Below are 17,367 nucleotides of genomic sequence, written 5' to 3' on the forward strand. Positions count from 1 at the left end.
ATATGACGAATGTAATTAAAATGAAAGATGGGCGATTACAGGTTCCTGATTTTCCAACCATTCCTTATATTGAAGGAGATGGGGTCGGTCCAGACATTTGGAAACATGCCCAATTAGTTTTTGATCTTGCTGTGGACAAGGTTTTTCAAGGCCAGAAAAAAGTAAACTGGCTAGAAGTGTTAGCGGGGAAAAAAGCGTTTGACCAGACGGGCGAATGGTTACCCGCGCAGACTCTTGAGATGATAGCGCAGTCTCTTGTTGCCATTAAAGGACCGCTTGAAACTCCTGTTGGTGGGGGAATTCGGTCCTTGAATGTAGCCCTTCGACAGGATTTGGACTTGTATGCCTGTGTACGCCCAGTTCGTTATTTTAAAGCGATTCCTAGTCCCTTGAAGGAGCCAGAAAAGACCAATATTACGATTTTCCGTGAAAATACAGAAGACATTTATGCGGGAATCGAATGGGAAGCGGGGAGTGCTGACGTAGAAAAAGTCATCGACTTTTTACAAAGAGAAATGGGTGTTCAGAAAATTCGCTTTCCACAGAGCAGCAGTATCGGTATCAAACCCATATCAGTTGAGGGAAGCGAACGCTTGATTCGTTCTGCTATCGAATACGCCTTAAAAAATCATTTGCAAAAGGTAACCCTGGTCCACAAGGGCAATATCCAAAAGTTTACAGAAGGTGGATTTCGCAAATGGGGCTATGAATTAGCCCAGAGGGAATATGCAACAGAATTAGCAACTGAGAAATTAGTGGTGACAGATATTATTGCTGATAACTTCCTGCAACAAATCTTGCTAAAACCAGAACAATTTGATGTGGTAGCTCTAACCAATCTCAATGGAGATTATGCTAGTGATGCCTTGGCTGCTCAGGTAGGTGGTATTGGGATTTCACCTGGCGCCAATATCAATTACCAGACGGGACATGCTATTTTTGAAGCCACCCATGGAACGGCTCCTGATATTGCAGGCCAAGACAAGGCTAATCCGTGTTCTGTTCTTCTATCTGGTTGTATGTTATTTGACTATATTGGCTGGAGTGAGGTTTCGCAAGTGATTCAAGCTGCGATAGCAACAAACTTTGTAGAGGGATATTTTACATCTGATTTAGCTCAAGACCAAGATGTTTCGCCTATCAGCACAGCAGTTTTTTGCCAAAAAATAAGTAAACGAATAAAAGAAGCTCATTTTTAACGGCTTCTTTTTTCTTTGAAAATAGAATGGGAATCTGAAAGAGCAATAAAAAATTCTTGAAAATGATTGCAATAAATGGTATAATGAAATTTGTAAGGGTTATCACAATAGCCTACAATTTTGAAAAAATAAAGGAGAAACCAAACTATGGCTTCAAAAGATTTCCACATTGTGGCAGAAACAGGTATTCACGCACGTCCAGCTACTTTGCTTGTTCAAACAGCTAGCAAATTTGCATCAGACATCACATTGAACTACAAAGACAAATCAGTTAACTTGAAATCCATCATGGGTGTAATGAGTCTTGGTGTTGGCCAAGGTGCTGATGTGACAATCACTGCTGAAGGTGCTGATGCTGACGACGCAATCGCAGCAATCACTGAAACAATGGACAAAGAAGGATTGGCGTAAAAAATATGACAGAAATGCTTAAAGGAATTGCGGCATCTGATGGTGTTGCTATTGCTAAGGCATATCTACTTGTTCAACCGGATTTGTCATTTGAAACAGTAACTGTTGAAGATACAAATGCTGAAGAAGCTCGTCTTGATGCTGCTCTGGCAGCGTCGCAAGACGAGCTTTCTCTTATCCGTGAGAATGCAGTTGGTAGCCTAGGTGAAGAAGCGGCAGCAGTTTTTGATGCCCATTTGATGGTACTTGCTGACCCAGAAATGGTCGGCCAAATCAAAGAAACGATTCGTGCTAAAAAAGTCAATGCTGAAAGTGGCTTGAAAGAAGTGACGGATATGTTTATCGCGATTTTTGAAGGTATGGAAGACAATCCATACATGCAAGAACGCGCAGCGGACATCCGTGATGTGACCAAGCGTGTTTTAGCACACTTATTAGGTGTTCGTTTGCCAAACCCGGCAGCGATTTCTGAAGAGGCGATTGTGATTGCACATGACTTGACACCTTCTGATACGGCTCAGTTAGACAAAAACTTTGTAAAAGCCTTTGTTACAAACATTGGTGGACGTACAAGTCACTCTGCTATCATGGCTCGTACCCTTGAAATTGCAGCGGTTCTTGGAACAAACAATATCACTGAAATTGTAAAAGACGGTGATGTTTTAGCGGTAAATGGTATCACTGGTGAAGTGATTATCAACCCAACCCAAGAACAAATTGATGCTTTTGTTGAAGCGGGTGTTGCTTATGCAGCTCAAAAAGCAGAATGGGCCCTCTTGAAGAATGCGCAAACTGTTACTGCGGATGGCAAACATTTTGAATTGGCTGCCAATATCGGTACACCAAAAGACGTTGAAGGTGTCAACGACAACGGTGCAGAAGCAGTTGGTCTTTATCGTACAGAATTCTTGTACATGGATTCACAAGACTTCCCAACAGAAGACGAACAATACGAAGCATACAAAGCAGTATTGGAAGGTATGAATGGAAAACCTGTGGTTGTTCGTACAATGGACATCGGTGGAGATAAGGAACTTCCTTACTTTGACCTTCCACACGAAATGAACCCGTTCCTTGGTTTCCGTGCCCTTCGTATTTCGATTTCGGAGACTGGTGATGCGATGTTCCGTACTCAGATTCGTGCGCTCTTGCGTTCATCTGTACATGGCCAACTCCGTATCATGTTCCCAATGGTTGCTCTTTTGAGCGAGTTCCGTGCGGCTAAAAAAGTCTTTGACGAAGAAAAAGCAAACTTACTTGCAGAAGGCGTAGCTGTTTCTGATGACATTCAAGTTGGTATCATGATTGAAATTCCTGCAGCAGCAATGTTGGCAGACCAATTTGCAAAAGAAGTTGACTTCTTCTCAATTGGTACAAACGATTTGATCCAATACACCATGGCTGCAGACCGTATGAACGAACAAGTTTCTTACCTTTACCAACCATATAACCCATCTATCCTTCGTTTGATCAACAACGTGATCAAAGCAGCGCATGCAGAAGGCAAATGGGCAGGTATGTGTGGTGAGATGGCGGGCGACCAACAAGCTGTTCCACTTCTTGTCGGAATGGGCTTGGATGAGTTCTCTATGTCAGCAACTTCAGTTCTTCGCACACGTAGCTTGATGAAAACGCTCGATACCAAGAAAATGGAAGAATATGCAAACCGTGCATTAACAGAATGTTCAACGGCAGAAGAAGTTCTTGCCTTGGCAAAAGAATATGTCACTGTTGACTAATTATATGAAACCTCGAATTGATTCGAGGTTTTTTATTTTTTTGATAAAACTTTAATTTTTTAGAGAGAAAAATATGTAAAATGTGGTATACTGTATAAAAAGTGAAAGGAGTTGAAGGAGGGCCAATGGAAAAAGAATTTGAAGCGTTTAAACAGACACTCAGCCCAGAAAGTTTGAAGGCCATATATGACGAGAGTCGTATAGAGATAGCAGATGATAATGCAGCAGGCACAGAAGCCTTTTCGATTGATTTAGCTACTCAAATGGCGATTAATTTACTAGAAGCCTATCATCGTTGGTTGGAAGAAAAAGAGTAAAAGGTAAAAGAAGATTATGAAAATGAAACAAAAAATTAGTATTTTAATACTCACCATCTGTTTATTATTTGGAGTGTCAATCTCCAAGCTACATGCAGCTACTATTCGCCCGACAGATGTCTCAACGGCTTCCCCTGGCAATGTCCTGGTGACAGTTGATGGAACATTTGTGAATCCAGGTCGAAATCGCGTAATTTCACGTCTAAATGAAATTAGAAAAGAAGCCTATGATTTAGGATATGTGGATTCTTATGTTCCTGTTAAATGGTCATATGAACTGGAGCAAATTGCTCAAACAAGAGCAGCAGAAGCTGCAGTTTACCAGTCGCATACACGACCAAATGGCCTTCGACCTTTTTCTGTAACATATAATGGGATTCAGGGATGGGGTGAAAATCTTGCATGGAATTTTAGCCGTAATGAGAATGCCATGATGATTGCAGTGGAACAATGGTATGAGGAAAAGGAAGACTATATCAAAATGAAGAAGGGTGAGCCTCATGGAGAAGTAGGTCACTATCTTCATATGATTAATCCTAAATACATCTATACAGGATTAGGTAGTTTTTTCAACGCTTCTGGGAAATATTTTACCTCGACAGCACAACTATCTTCCTTTGAGACAGGATTAACAGAAGAAGCAACTAATAATTATGGTCTCCGAAACCAAGTGATGGAGGTAACACAAGATAAACTATCGAATTTTCAATTCGTAACACCAAATAGTTTATCTGTTCAACAAACAGCTCAATCAAACCTAACAGCTACTTTAACTGCAGAGAGCTACGAACGAGTAATTCTTCCTATTAAGATTTATGCTGGTGTAACTTATTCTTCTAGTGATGGTAGTGTAGCAAGTATCGATGTAAATGGGAATATTAGAACACACAAAATTGGTAAAACATTTCTTCGTGCACATCTAAATGGCCAAACGATACAAAGTGAGCTGGTAGTAAAGGGGATGACATCAATAAATCCTATTTCCCTACAGATTAAGTCTGGTCAAGTTCCACCATTACCATCAACTGTGGTCGCGAATTGGTCAGATGGTAGTAAGACGACAGAACCAGTTATTTGGAATACGGCTGATTATCGAAACACATCTGCTAGTCTTAAAAATGTTGTAGTGACGGGCACAATCAAAGGAACGAACACATCTGTTTCTGCTATCGTTACAGTTCATGGAATTCAGTCGTTGTCTACGTATCAACAAATCATCAAATCAGGCGGTAGTCCTTCATTACCAAAAAACGTAACAGCAACCTGGACAGATGGAACAAAAACCCAGGTTCCTGTTACATGGCAAGCAGCGAATTATACCAATACAAGTCAGCAAGCCAAAACACTCAATGTGGTTGGGACAGTATCTGGAACATCTATTAAGACAAAAGCTCAAGTAACAGTACACGGTATTCGTTCTTTAGGAACTGTGAAACAGTCCATCAAATCGGGTGCAGCTTTAATTCTACCCAAAACTGTAACAGCGACCTGGACAGATGGAACAAAAACCCAAGTTCCTGTTACATGGCAAGCAGCGAATTATACCAATACAAGTCAGCAAGCCAAAATAATCAATGTGGTTGGGACAGTATCTGGAACATCTATTAAGACAAAAGCTCAAGTAACAGTACACGGTATTCGTTCTGTATCAGCAATCAAACGAACAACTCAAACTGGAGTTCAACCGAATCTACCATCGACTGTCATTGTGAAATGGACAGATGGAACAAGTACAAAAGAAGAAGTTCGATGGAATGCTGTTTCACGTTCTCGGTACACTGTTTCATCACCTACCCAATTTACCGTTTTAGGTAGCTTGAAAAAGACGAAATTACCTGCTAAAGCACATGTTAATGTCATCACTGCCAAAAAGGTTCGACCAGTATATGTGAAAACAAAATCTAGTTTTGTGCCTCAATTGCCTAATAAGGTTGTTTTAGAATGGAGCAACGGTTCGACTTCAACAGCTTCTGTGACTTGGCCAATCCTTACAAAAGCGCAGTATACAAGCGATACGAAAAAAGAAGTAACTGTTACAGGGACTGTTCAAGGGTATCCATTACAAGCAAAAGCAATTGTGTTGATACATGCTATTTCTAAGATTGATCCGATTACTGTAACGACAACGGTTAATGTTGCACCAAATTTGCCAAAAACTGTAACAGTAACCTGGACGGATGGAACTCGTAGCCAGGAGGCAGTAAGATGGAATAAGATTCTCTCGCAACTTTATAGCAATTTAGTGCTTGATGCTACTTTTAAAGTTGATGGGACCATTTCAAGAAGTACGACTGTGAAGCCACAAGCAACAGTTACGGTGTTAGCAAGTTCTATTCCAATGTACCGTTTGTATAACCCAAATAATCATGAGCATTTCTATACGGCTAGTGCCTATGAACGCGACCATTTGGTTAAAGTTGGTTGGGGAAAATATGAAGGGATTGCATGGCATGCACCTGTTACAGGAAAACCAGTTTACCGTCTCTATAATCCAATTATCGGGGACCACCATTATACAATGAGTGAAAAAGAAAGAGATATCCTAGTAGCCAGACACGGTTGGAAATATGAAGGAATCTCTTGGTATTCAGCAGGAACGAAGCCATTGTATCGTTTATACAATCCAAACATGAAAACAGGCTCTCATCACTATACAAGTAGTGTACAAGAAAGAGATATCCTTGTGGCGAAACATGGATGGAGATATGAGGGGATTGCTTGGTACGGATTAAAATAGATGAATCGCACATATCAAATGCTTCCTTATGGCTATTGTTTTATATGAAAAAAGACTGAGCATGCTCAGTCTTTTTTGAGTTTTAGAATATCTGGTAACGTTTGAATCAGATAGGTCGCTCCAGCTGTTTGCAATTCTTCCTTTGAACCAAAGCCATAGAGGACCCCGACGCTGTTCATGTGATTGGTATGGGCCCCGATGATATCGTGTTTGCGGTCCCCCACCATTAAACAAGTAGCAGGTTCGGAAATAGTCGCTCGATGAAGGGCTTCTCGGATGACATCCCCTTTTTCACTCAAACGACCATCTAAGCTGGCACCAACTATTTCATCAAAATAGCTACTTAATTCAAAATAGTCTAATATGATACGGGCAAAGGGTTCTGGTTTCGAGGTTGCAAGGATAATGGTTTTTCCTTCCTCTTTTAATGTTTTTAGGGTCTGTAAAACATCTGGATATAGTTGGTTTTCATAAATTCCCTTTTCCGCGAAATATTCTCTGTATAAAGCAATAGCTTCTCTTACTGTTTCTTCGGACAAGCCAAAATTGGCTTGAAAAGATTCTGCCAAGGGTGGTCCGATAAAAGTGAGCAAATTTTGTTTGGGAGGAACGGTGATTCCCATTTTTTCTAGAGCGTAGGCGACTGAGTTGGTAATGCCAAGGCTTGAATCTGTTAAGGTACCGTCTAAATCAAATAAAATTGTTTGATACATACTATCCTCCGAATAGCTTTTGCCAAAAAACAGTTTTTTTTGTTTCCGTTTGATTGTCTTTTTTCGTTTTGATATTTGGAAATTGCGTTTCTAAGGATGCATCTTCGAGATCAACAGCATAATCAGTATGAAAGAGAAGAGCATAAGGCGAAGAGGCTTTATCTTCTTCAATGATGCTTGTTGTGATAGACAAATTCTTAGCGGTTTTTAGGTAATCCATTTGCAAGTTTTGACTGAGTTTTGGAGAGAGTTTTAAGAACAAGGCAGGGTAATTGGCCTGAAGTTTCTGGCAAATATCTGAAAATTGGCTTTGGACGTTACTAGAGGCTGCCTCGTCAAAGGACATGGTTAAGAGCACACGCTCACGAAAGGTTCCCATATAGAGGCGTTGCTCGTCAGGATTGAAGCGGTTTTCGCCACTCGCTTTTTGTAAAATAGTTTGATTTAAATCTGTCATATGTTCATTTTAACACAAAAACAGAGGGTTGAAAAGGCAAGCGTTTCCATATAAAGAAAGCGTATTTTTCAGTTAAATAAGCGATTTTTCCTTGAAAAAAAAGCGTTTTTACAGTATGATAGAAGATGTAATAAATTAAAACTCAAAGGAGAGTACAACATGTCAATTATTACTGACGTTTACGCTCGCGAAGTCCTTGACTCACGCGGTAACCCAACACTTGAAGTAGAAGTTTACACTGAATCAGGTGCTTACGGACGTGGAATGGTTCCATCAGGAGCATCTACTGGTGAGCACGAAGCAGTAGAACTTCGTGACGGTGACAAATCTCGTTACCTCGGTCTTGGTACTCAAAAAGCTGTTGACAATGTAAACAACGTTATTGCTGATGCAATCATCGGTTTTGATGTTACACAACAACAAGCTATCGATAAAGCTATGATCGAATTGGACGGAACTCCAAACAAAGGTAAATTGGGTGCAAACGCAATCCTTGGTGTTTCTATCGCTGTAGCACGTGCAGCTGCTGACTTCCTTGAAGTACCACTTTACACTTACCTTGGTGGATTCAATACAAAAGTATTGCCAACTCCAATGATGAACATCATCAACGGTGGTTCTCACTCAGATGCACCAATCGCTTTCCAAGAATTCATGATCTTGCCAGTTGGAGCTCCTTCATTTAAAGAAGGTCTTCGTTGGGGTGCGGAAGTCTTCCATGCTTTGAAGAAAATCTTGAAATCTCGTGGTTTGGTAACAGCTGTTGGTGACGAAGGTGGTTTCGCTCCTAAGTTTGAAGGAACTGAAGACGGTGTTGAAACAATCTTGGCTGCGATTGAAGCTGCTGGTTATGAAGCTGGCGAAAACGGCATCATGATCGGTTTCGACTGTGCATCATCAGAATTCTACGACAAAGAGCGTGGTGTATATGACTACACTAAATTCGAAGGTGAAGGCGCTGCTGTTCGTACTTCTGCAGAGCAAGTTGACTACCTTGAAGAGTTGGTAAATAAATACCCAATCATCACTATCGAAGATGGTATGGATGAAAACGACTGGGACGGTTGGAAAGCTCTTACTGAACGCCTTGGCGGACGTGTTCAATTGGTTGGTGACGACTTCTTCGTTACAAATACTGAATACCTTGCACGTGGTATCAAAGAAGGTGCTGCTAACTCAATCCTTATCAAAGTAAACCAAATTGGTACTTTGACTGAAACGTTCGACGCGATTGAAATGGCGAAAGAAGCTGGTTACACTGCAGTTGTATCACACCGTTCAGGTGAAACAGAAGATTCAACAATTGCTGACATCGCTGTTGCGACGAACGCTGGTCAAATCAAGACAGGTTCATTGTCACGTACTGACCGTATTGCGAAATACAACCAATTGCTTCGTATCGAAGATCAATTGGGAGAAGTTGCAACATACAAAGGTTTGCAATCATTCTACAACTTGAAAAAATAAATTAGTCCATGGACTGATTTATCCCTGAGCTAGGATAGCGAAGGTTATCATAAGAGGCATCTGGCTAGTACAGATGCCTTCTTTTTTTTGTTTTTAGACAATATTATTTCAAGGTGCTTTTAGACATTATTTTCTTTTGTGGATTGAATACTTTTTAGAAGGAGATGTCATTTTTGCGATAATACAAAAAACCTTTGATTGATCAAAGGTTTTGAAATAGTCTTTAAGGTGCTTTTACTTCATCAGAAGCAGTATCTTGTCCGAACCACTCTGTTGCAATTTTTTGGAATTCTCCTTTTTTGTAGAGTTCCTTAAAGGTTGTATTGATATTTTTGACCAGTGTCTTGTCTGCTTTACGAGCCCCTACTGCAAAATCGCCACTTTCAAGATTGGTTGAAATCGTGAGGAAGTTTTCTGTTTCCTTCTCTTGTGCTAAGTAGTAGTTGGCATAAACCTTGTCAACGAGTAGGGCATTGATTCGGTCATTTTTCAAATCAATAAAGGCTTGCATAAAGGTATCATATTGGACAGCGTCTTTGTCTTGCACAATATCTTTTAAAACAGTTGGATTACCTGCAAAAGCTTCATAGCCAGATGAACCAGCCTGTGCTCCTAGAACCTTATCCGTCATGTCAGTAATTTTCTGGATACCAGCATCTTTTTTGACAACTAAAACTTCTTCTGTTTCCATATAGACATCTGAGAAGAGGACTTTTTGTTTGCGTTCATCTGTAACAGAGTAGCCATTCCAAATGAGGTCGATATTTCCGTTGTCTAATTCTTTTTCTTTCATGCTCCAAGTGATGGGGTGCCAGTCTACTTCGATACCGTATTCGGCAAAGACGGCATTGGCTAGGTCAATGTCAAAACCGACATTTTTCCCATTTTGGTCTTGAAATCCCATTGGAACAAAAGTATTGTCAAATCCAATAGTGATTTTCTTTGTTTCTTGGTAGTAATCCCACTGGTCTTTTGTGACGTCTTTCTTTGTTTGTGAACAAGCAGCAAGTACTAGACCGGCCAAAAGAATCGTAGAAGTTGTGGCAATCTTTTTCAATAATGTCATCCTAATTCTCCTTTATTTAGGGTTGATTTTAATAATCGTATCAGAAATATTTTCAGCGAATTGGAGATCATGGGTTACAATAATTTGGGTCATGCCGGCTTCGCGATTTTGTAAAATTAATTTCTCGACTTCTTGGCGAAGAGCGACATCGAGGGCGCTAGTTGGTTCATCATAACCAATGATTTGTGGGTCAATCATCATGGCGCGTGCCAAGGAGACCCTTTGTTTCTGACCACCTGAGAGGGAGTGGGGATAAGCATCTGCAAAGCCAGATAGACCAAGTCGTTCTAAAAGACTACTTGCTTTTTCTCTAGCAGATGCTGTATCTATGTTTAATGCTTTTGTAGGGGACAAAATCAGGTTGTCCATGACTGTTAAATGCGGGAATAATTGGAAGTCTTGAAACACAAATCCAAGTAGGTTGCTGTCTTCTAGGTGGTTGATGGCAACTGGTTTTCCTTTGTGGTAAATTTCTCCAGAATCAATCGGCTCAAGACCAGCTAACATACGGAGCAGGGTTGTTTTTCCACCACCAGAAGGTCCAACGAGGGACAAAACTTTTCCTTCTTCAATGGTCAGGTTAAAATTGTCAAAAATTTGCTTATCAGCATATCGTTTGGAGATGTTTTTGAGTTCTAGCATGTTCTGTCTCCTTTACTTGTAATAATTGAAGCGGTTTTCTACCTGTTTAGAAAGAATCGTTACGATTCCAATCATTAGAAGATAAATACCGCCAGCAATAAACATAGGTGTCAACATGGCGTCACGATTGGAAGCGATTTGACTGGCCTGAAGTAAATCTTGGATACCAAGTACATAGACCAAAGATGAATCTTTGACGAGGTTAATGACTTCGTTAAAGACACTTGGCAATACGATTTTGAAAACTTGGGGTAGAATGACATAACGAATGGTTTGGATTTTTGGGATTTTTAAGACCTTAGCAGCTTCATATTGGCCAACTGGAATCGCTTCAATACCGCCACGAAATATTTCTGCTAAGTAAGCTGTGTAATTTAGTGTAAAGGCGATAATAGCAGCTGGCATACGGTCAAATGAGATACCAACGCTTGGCAAAACATAGTACAGAAAAATCAATTGTAATAGTAGAGGTGTCCCCCGCATGACCCAAATATAGAGTGTAATCAGCCATTGCAGAGGCTTAAAATGGACTTGCATCACAAAAGCTAGCAAGGCGCCAAGCGGAATTGAGAGAATCAAGACTATAAAGAATACTTGAAGTGTGATCATACTACCGTTTAAAAGACTCGGTAAAACTTTAGCAATGTAATCCATAAAACCTCCTGTAAATATGGTAATAGCCTACATTATATCAAAAAACTGCTTAAAAAGATAGTAAATTTTATAAATATTCAGAAAAAAGTGTTTTCAACACAAGAAGAGAAAAGACTCTCAAAAATTCCTTGCTCAAATATGGTATACTAGATAGGTATGGAGGTATGAGATGTTAGAAATTATACAGCAGATTATTCGCCAATTGGACAAGGAAATGCTGGAACATGTCCTGCAAGAGTACTATCCTGTTGATATTGCCTTGGTTTTAGAGGACTTGACAGAAGATGAATTAAAATCCTTAATTGATTTGATGAGCGATGAGCAGCTGAATTTGATTTTACAAGAAGCTGAACCTGTGATGCAACGGACGATTATTCAACAACTAACTTTTAAGAGAGCCACGGCCTTGTTTTACCTTATGCCAAATGATGAGGTGGTGGATATTTTAGGGACACTACCTGTTGAGTTGCGCAAGCAATATCTTGGACTGATGAAAAATAGTAACCGAGAAGATTTGCAGATGATGTTGGCCTATGACGCCCACACCGCTGGTGGTTTGATGACGACGGAGTTTATCACGCTTCGGGAACATCTGACGGTTGAGCAAACCTTTCAAAAGTTACGGGAAATATCACCTAATACGGAGGTTATTGACACCCTTTTTATCACGAACCATCAGTTCTCATTGGTGGGGTGGATTGACATTCGTGATTTATTTTTACAGGAGTTAGACGTTCGATTATCGGATTTTATGAATGCACATGTAGTGAGTGTCACACCAGATATAGACCAGGAAGAAGTGGCTCAATTGACAGCAAAATATGACCTTTCAGTTGTCCCTGTTGTCAATCATCGTGATGTGATACTCGGAATTATCACCATTGATGATATCATTGATGTTTTGCAAGAAGAATACCAAGAAGACATGCTTCGGATGAGTGGGGTGCAAGAAACAGAAGAAATTGGGGCGCCTTTTATGGAATCTCTCAAAAAACGCCTGCCTTGGCTCCTCATCAATCTAGTGACAGCATTCTTAGCTTCTGCGACGGTTGCCTTGTTTGACCATGTGATTGCCCAAGTGGTAGCCTTGGCAGCCATCAGTCCAATCATTACAGGAATGGGAGGGAATTCTGCCTCGCAAACCTTGGCCTTAGTGATTCAAGGAATTGCTCTTGGTAAGTTGGATTTAAAAGAAGATAAAAAACTGGTTTTTAAGGAAATTAGTTTAGCCTTAACAAATGGCTTTGCTACTGGTTTGGTTGCAGCAATTGTGATGTTTTTCTTTTATCAAAATTTCTATCTTTCCTTGATTGTTGTCTTGGCCATGATGGTGAATTTGGCCTGTGGAGCGGTGTTTGGTTACTTTGTGCCTTTAGTGCTGCGTGCTTTAAAGCAGGATCCTGCTCTGGCATCCACCATTTTTATTACAACAGCCACAGATGTATTGGGCTACTTTGCCTTTCTTGGTCTGGCGCAGTTGTTTTTGCCTTTAATGTTATAGGAGAGTACAATGATTGAAATTGTAGAGTATGAGTCGAAGTTTGAAAAATCTTGGGTCTATACCAAGGCCCTTAGTTATTTATTTTCCCCTTTTTTTGACGATAGAAGCCAAGAAAAGGATTGTTTTTCACCAGATATTTACCAAGATACCGTTGAATTGATTGCGGTTGAGGGTGATCAGGTCGTTGGTTTATTGGATATAGCTATTTACACAAGAGAAATGAGCCAAGCTTATCGTTATGTTTCAGGAGAAAAGATTGCCTATTTTGCCAATCTAGCTGTACATCCAGACTATCAAGGCCAAGGAATTGCTTCTGATTTATTTAAAGAGGCTGAGCAATTATTGATAGAAAAAGAGGTTGATGCTCTTGCTATTTTTACACGAAATGGAGATAGTGCGAATCATCTCTATAAAAAATGGGGGGGCAAGCTTGTTGCTAAAGATTTTTTGGTGGTTGGTTGTTTAAAATCAGAGCCGAGTTTCCAATTTGAGGTTTTATTGGATGAGAAACGATTGAAGTTTTCAAGAGATGAAAAAGAAATCCCGTTCTATTTGCGAGAGGGAACTTATATTGTATCCAAAGAGGAAGATTTGGAATTGTTTGATATAGATGAGCTCTATCCAGAATTTACCTATGTCAAGAGATACAAAAAGAAGGCTTGAGCCTTCTTTTTGTATTATTTACCAAATAATCCTTTGACTTTGTCTAATACACCGTCAAGGCCACCAGCACCTTCGACAAGACCTTTAGCCTGTTCGAAGTATTCGCCTAGGTTATCTTTGTTTTCGTTGATAAAATCTTGAGCTGCTGAGAAATCTTTTTTCTCGATTAGTTCTTTTACTTGGTTGAGTAAATCTGGTGGGTTCATAAGGATACCTCTTTTTTATTATTTTCTCTATTAAACCACAATTCACTAAAATTAGATAGTATTTTGTTCAAAAAGGACACAGACGGATTCTGGGACATAAAAATCTTTTTGAATAGGGGTCAGTTGACCTGTTTCTGCATGACGTGAAAAGACAGTAGCGTTATCAGAGTCTTGATGGACAGCGATGAGGAAGCGATTGTCTGGTGATAGGATAAAATCACGAGGAATATTTCCAAGACTTGGCACGATTTCAACTAATTCCAAGCTAGCATCTCCCAATGTTTTGTAAACCGCAATTGAATCGTGTCCTCGATTGGAGGCATAGACAAATCGGCCATCATCTGAGATACGGATAGCAGCGGTAGCGTTTGGACCAGTATAGTCATCTGGGAGGGTAGAGATGGTTTGCATGAGTTCGAATTGCCCTAGGCCGTCATAAATCAATACTTCGATGGTTGCGTTTAATTCACAAATAAGGTAGGCGATTTTGGTTTTAGGGTGAAAAATGATGTGGCGTGGGCCAGCACCCGCTTGGCTTTGGTAACTATCGAGCCATTGGAGTTTTCCATCTGAGGAGACTTGGTAGGTAATGACTTGATCCATTCCCAAATCACAAGTTACCAAGTATTTATCAGGGGTTAAACCAGCAAAGTGAGCATGTGCAGAGCCCTGGTTGGGATGTGGACCAGAACCAATATGCGTTTTCACATCTTCTAGAGAAAGACGGCCGTCCGCTTGGCGTTTGTATGCCAAAATCTGTCCTTTATGGAAATTGGAGCCATAGACCAGTTGGCGTTCTTCATCGATTGAAACGTGGCACAAAGGCGCCCCTTCATCTATGATGTGGTGCAATAATTGGTTGGTATTATCAAAAGCGGCAATGCCGCCTCCTTCTGAAGTTGCACCAACAGAATACAAATAGTTGTCTTTTGAAAAAGCAAGGTAGGTCGGGTTTGGCTCGCTCACTAGGAGTTCAAGATTGCTTAGTTCACCAGTCTGTTCATTAAAATCTGCTGAATAGATTCCCTCTGATTCGCGACGGGTATAGGTTCCAAAATAAACTTTCATATGGTTTCCTCTCTTAGTTTTGTTTATTATATCATAATTTTTATCTGGATGGTTTTTCGATCTAATACTGCTCAAACTTTTGATAAAATGGTACAATAGAAGAAAATAAGAAAAAGGAATCATCATGAACGAGACACGCAAAAAATTTTTATCTTCTAAGTTTTATAAATGGTTTATGAATAGCCAATCGGTTACATTTTTGCTCATTTGTTTGTTAATTTTGTTAAATCTTTTTGTATTTACAAAGGTTGATTTTCTTTTAAAGCCAATTTTGAATTTTTTAGAAATTATCTTGTTGCCAATGATTTTAACGGGACTTTTGTATTATTTGCTCAATCCCATTGTGGATTGGTTAGAAAAATATAGGCTGTCTCGGACAGTAGGTATTTCGATTGTTTTTTTCTTAATCGTTTTATTACTGGTTTGGGGCTTGGGTGTTGCGATTCCCAATATCCAAGAGCAAATTAGCAGCTTTTCACGAAATCTTCCAGGCTACATTCAGGATATCGAAATTAGAGTGACGACGTTATTAGAAGATGATCGATTTGCGCAATTTCGACCAGAAGCATTGAAAGTGTTAGAGAGTTTAAATGAACAAGCACTGGATTTTGCACAAAAATTCTCATCAAATGCGGTAAACTGGGCTGGTGGTTTTATTTCCAAAGCGTCTCAGATTATTGTGGCGGTGTTAATTATGCCGTTTATCTTGTTTTATTTATTGCGTGATGGGAAAGATTTAAAAGAGCATGTGACGAACTATTTGCCAACGACTTGGAGACAACCAGTTGGAACAGTCTTAACAGACATGAATCAACAGTTATCCAATTATGTTCGTGGGCAAGTGACAGTTGCGATTATTGTAGCCATTATGTTTTCTATTTTGTTTTCAATCATCGGTTTAAACTATGCGATTACTCTAGGAATATTAGCTGGATTTTTAAATTTGATTCCTTATTTAGGTTCTTTTTTAGCAATGATTCCAGCAGTTGTGCTTGGTTTAGTGGCTGGTCCATTGATGTTTGTCAAGGTATTGATTGTCTTTATGGTAGAGCAAACGATAGAAGGACGATTTGTAACACCACTGATTATTGGTAGTTCCTTGCGTATTCATCCAATCACGATTCTCTTTATTTTATTGACTGCCGGACAAATGTATGGGGTGTTAGGTGTTTTATTGGGGATTCCAGTTTATGCCACTATCAAGGTTGTGGTATCGGCTATTTTTGAGTGGTATAAGCAGTTTAGTAGTTTGTACCAAGAGGAAACATTGCAAATAATTGAGGGAGAAGATGAATAATAGTGAGAAAATGCTCGATGCTTTGGAGCGACAAGATTTACAACAGGCAGAAACGTATTTTAAAAAGGCCTTGGCACTGGATGATGAGGAAACCTTATATCAATTAGGAACTTATTTGGAGTCCATTGGTTTTTACCCCCATGCCAAGGAAATCTATCTTAAATTGGTAGAAATCTATCCGGAATTGGCCTTGAATTTGGCACAGATTGCCTATGAGGATGGAGAAACAGAAGAAGCCTTTGCTTATTTAGAGAGCCTTGGTCAGGATAGTCTTTATTATGTAGAATCCTTGGTGGTCAAGGCTGATTTGTACCAATCAGAAGGACTGGCTGATGTGGCGCGTGAGAAAATGGTAGAAGCCTTAGCTTTTACGGATGAGCCCCTCCTTCATTTTGGATTAGCGGAATTGGACATGGAGCTTGGAAATTTCAAGGAAGCCATTCAAACGTATGCCCGATTAGACAATCGCGAGATGTACGAATTGACAGGTGTTTCAACTTACCAACGGATTGGTGTGGCGTATGCTAGTTTGGGGAAGTTTGAGGCTGCTATTGAATTTTTGGAAAAAGCGCTGGAGTTAGAATATGAAGACCAAACCGCTTATGAATTGGCAACGCTTTTGTATGAACAAGAGCAATACCAAAAAGCCAATATCTACTTTAAGCATCTGGACGCCATTACCCCCGACTTTGAAGGCTATGAGTATGCCTATGCACAATCCTTGCATGCCGAGCATCAGCTAGATGAGGCCTTGCTCGTCCTTCAAAAAGGATTGGAAAAAAATGCTTTTGATGTGGCTCTATTGCTTCTTGCGTCGCAGTATGCTTACGAAAATCATGCCAAAGACTTATCGGAGCAATATTTGATCAAAGCAAAAGACGTAGCAGATGACTTAGATGAGGTGATTTTACGCCTCAGTCAATTATACCTGGAAGAAGAACGGTTTGAAGAAGTAATTTCCTTAGCTTCAGATGACTTGGACAGTGTTCTGGCAAAATGGAACATTGCCAAAGCTTATATAGCACTGGATGAAATCGAGCAGGCTCTTGCGGCCTTTGACCAGCTGAAAGATGATTTGAAGGAAAATCCTGATTTCTTAGCAGATTACGTGGCTCTCTTGCGTCAAGAAGGTGCAGTATCAGAAGCTAAAGCGTATGCCAAACTGTATTTGAATTTAGTACCCGATGATATGGATATGCAGGATTTTTATGAAAATGAAGAGTAGAAGAA

The 17,367-nt window shown here is 40.0% G+C and carries 16 protein-coding genes and 2 pseudogenes; 11 read left to right on the forward strand and 7 right to left on the reverse strand.

Going from position 1 to position 17,367, the window contains the following annotated elements:
* The first annotated feature begins 2 nt into the window (after nucleotides 1–2).
* The 6 genes and pseudogenes from icd to ACVR1I_RS06230 all read left to right on the forward strand — a co-directional run.
* Nucleotides 3–1,199 (forward strand): NADP-dependent isocitrate dehydrogenase, encoded by a 1,197-nt coding sequence (gene icd / locus ACVR1I_RS06205; RefSeq protein WP_447443164.1) that lies wholly within the window; start codon nucleotides 3–5, stop codon nucleotides 1,197–1,199.
* A gap of 147 nt (nucleotides 1,200–1,346) precedes the next feature.
* On the forward strand, nucleotides 1,347–1,610 hold the full coding sequence (locus ACVR1I_RS06210; protein WP_018378296.1) for a phosphocarrier protein HPr: 264 nt from the start codon (nucleotides 1,347–1,349) through the stop codon (nucleotides 1,608–1,610).
* Nucleotides 1,611–1,615: 5 nt separating this feature from the next.
* On the forward strand, nucleotides 1,616–3,349 hold the full coding sequence (gene ptsP / locus ACVR1I_RS06215; RefSeq protein ID WP_447443165.1) for a phosphoenolpyruvate--protein phosphotransferase: 1,734 nt from the start codon (nucleotides 1,616–1,618) through the stop codon (nucleotides 3,347–3,349).
* Between the two features lie 125 nt (nucleotides 3,350–3,474).
* Nucleotides 3,475–3,666: a hypothetical protein gene (locus ACVR1I_RS06220; protein WP_447443166.1), complete on the forward strand. Its 192-nt coding sequence runs from the start codon at nucleotides 3,475–3,477 to the stop codon at nucleotides 3,664–3,666.
* Nucleotides 3,667–3,688: 22 nt separating this feature from the next.
* Nucleotides 3,689–5,935: pseudogene (locus ACVR1I_RS06225) on the forward strand (Ig-like domain-containing protein); the annotation flags it as partial.
* A gap of 45 nt (nucleotides 5,936–5,980) precedes the next feature.
* Nucleotides 5,981–6,403, forward strand: a pseudogene (locus ACVR1I_RS06230) (hypothetical protein); the annotation flags it as partial.
* Nucleotides 6,404–6,468: 65 nt separating this feature from the next.
* On the opposite strand, the gene ACVR1I_RS06235 reads toward ACVR1I_RS06230, so the two are convergent.
* Together ACVR1I_RS06235 and ACVR1I_RS06240 are read right to left on the reverse strand one after the other, a co-directional pair.
* The gene (locus ACVR1I_RS06235; RefSeq protein WP_447443167.1) at nucleotides 6,469–7,116 is read right to left on the reverse strand and encodes an HAD family hydrolase; all 648 of its coding nucleotides are present in this window, start codon (nucleotides 7,114–7,116) and stop codon (nucleotides 6,469–6,471) included.
* Between the two features lies 1 nt (nucleotide 7,117).
* Nucleotides 7,118–7,573, reverse strand: a complete 456-nt coding sequence (locus tag ACVR1I_RS06240; protein ID WP_447443168.1) for a DUF1694 domain-containing protein — start codon at nucleotides 7,571–7,573, stop codon at nucleotides 7,118–7,120.
* 159 nt (nucleotides 7,574–7,732) lie between these two features.
* Here ACVR1I_RS06240 and eno point away from each other — a divergent pair, with 159 nt between their 5' ends.
* Nucleotides 7,733–9,040 (forward strand): surface-displayed alpha-enolase, encoded by a 1,308-nt coding sequence (gene eno, locus ACVR1I_RS06245; RefSeq protein ID WP_447443169.1) that lies wholly within the window; start codon nucleotides 7,733–7,735, stop codon nucleotides 9,038–9,040.
* A 223-nt stretch (nucleotides 9,041–9,263) separates the two neighbouring features.
* On the opposite strand, the gene ACVR1I_RS06250 is transcribed toward eno, so the two are convergent.
* From ACVR1I_RS06250 to ACVR1I_RS06260, 3 genes are read right to left on the reverse strand one after another with little or no spacing between them, the layout of a single operon-like run.
* Nucleotides 9,264–10,106, reverse strand: a complete 843-nt coding sequence (locus ACVR1I_RS06250) for an amino acid ABC transporter substrate-binding protein (protein ID WP_447443170.1) — start codon at nucleotides 10,104–10,106, stop codon at nucleotides 9,264–9,266.
* A gap of 12 nt (nucleotides 10,107–10,118) precedes the next feature.
* The gene (locus tag ACVR1I_RS06255; protein WP_447443171.1) at nucleotides 10,119–10,748 is read right to left on the reverse strand and encodes an amino acid ABC transporter ATP-binding protein; all 630 of its coding nucleotides are present in this window, start codon (nucleotides 10,746–10,748) and stop codon (nucleotides 10,119–10,121) included.
* 12 nt (nucleotides 10,749–10,760) lie between these two features.
* The gene (locus ACVR1I_RS06260) at nucleotides 10,761–11,402 is read right to left on the reverse strand and encodes an amino acid ABC transporter permease (protein ID WP_447443172.1); all 642 of its coding nucleotides are present in this window, start codon (nucleotides 11,400–11,402) and stop codon (nucleotides 10,761–10,763) included.
* A 169-nt stretch (nucleotides 11,403–11,571) separates the two neighbouring features.
* Here ACVR1I_RS06260 and mgtE point away from each other — a divergent pair, with 169 nt between their 5' ends.
* Nucleotides 11,572–12,903 carry a magnesium transporter gene (mgtE, locus tag ACVR1I_RS06265; RefSeq protein WP_447443173.1) on the forward strand — a complete coding sequence of 444 codons (1,332 nt, stop codon included), beginning with the start codon at nucleotides 11,572–11,574 and terminating at the stop codon, nucleotides 12,901–12,903.
* A gap of 12 nt (nucleotides 12,904–12,915) precedes the next feature.
* Nucleotides 12,916–13,566 carry a GNAT family N-acetyltransferase gene (locus ACVR1I_RS06270; protein WP_447443262.1) on the forward strand — a complete coding sequence of 217 codons (651 nt, stop codon included), beginning with the start codon at nucleotides 12,916–12,918 and terminating at the stop codon, nucleotides 13,564–13,566.
* A gap of 14 nt (nucleotides 13,567–13,580) precedes the next feature.
* Here the strand turns inward: ACVR1I_RS06270 and ACVR1I_RS06275 are convergent, their stop codons facing one another.
* Both ACVR1I_RS06275 and ACVR1I_RS06280 read right to left on the reverse strand, forming a co-directional pair.
* Nucleotides 13,581–13,772, reverse strand: coding sequence for a hypothetical protein (locus ACVR1I_RS06275; RefSeq protein WP_447443174.1), 192 nt, complete (start codon nucleotides 13,770–13,772; stop codon nucleotides 13,581–13,583).
* 51 nt (nucleotides 13,773–13,823) lie between these two features.
* A complete protein-coding gene (locus ACVR1I_RS06280; protein ID WP_447443175.1) occupies nucleotides 13,824–14,840 on the reverse strand; it encodes a lactonase family protein in 1,017 nt (338 codons plus the stop codon).
* Between the two features lie 124 nt (nucleotides 14,841–14,964).
* Between ACVR1I_RS06280 and ACVR1I_RS06285 the strand changes: the two genes are divergently transcribed.
* Both ACVR1I_RS06285 and ACVR1I_RS06290 read left to right on the forward strand, forming a co-directional pair.
* Nucleotides 14,965–16,137 (forward strand): AI-2E family transporter, encoded by a 1,173-nt coding sequence (locus ACVR1I_RS06285; RefSeq protein WP_447443176.1) that lies wholly within the window; start codon nucleotides 14,965–14,967, stop codon nucleotides 16,135–16,137.
* Entirely contained in the window at nucleotides 16,130–17,362 is a 1,233-nt protein-coding gene (locus ACVR1I_RS06290; protein WP_447443177.1) for a tetratricopeptide repeat protein, read from the forward strand. Before ACVR1I_RS06285 ends, ACVR1I_RS06290 begins: the two co-directional genes overlap by 8 nt.
* Nucleotides 17,363–17,367: the final 5 nt, after the last annotated feature.

The organism is Streptococcus cameli, from assembly GCF_053207365.1.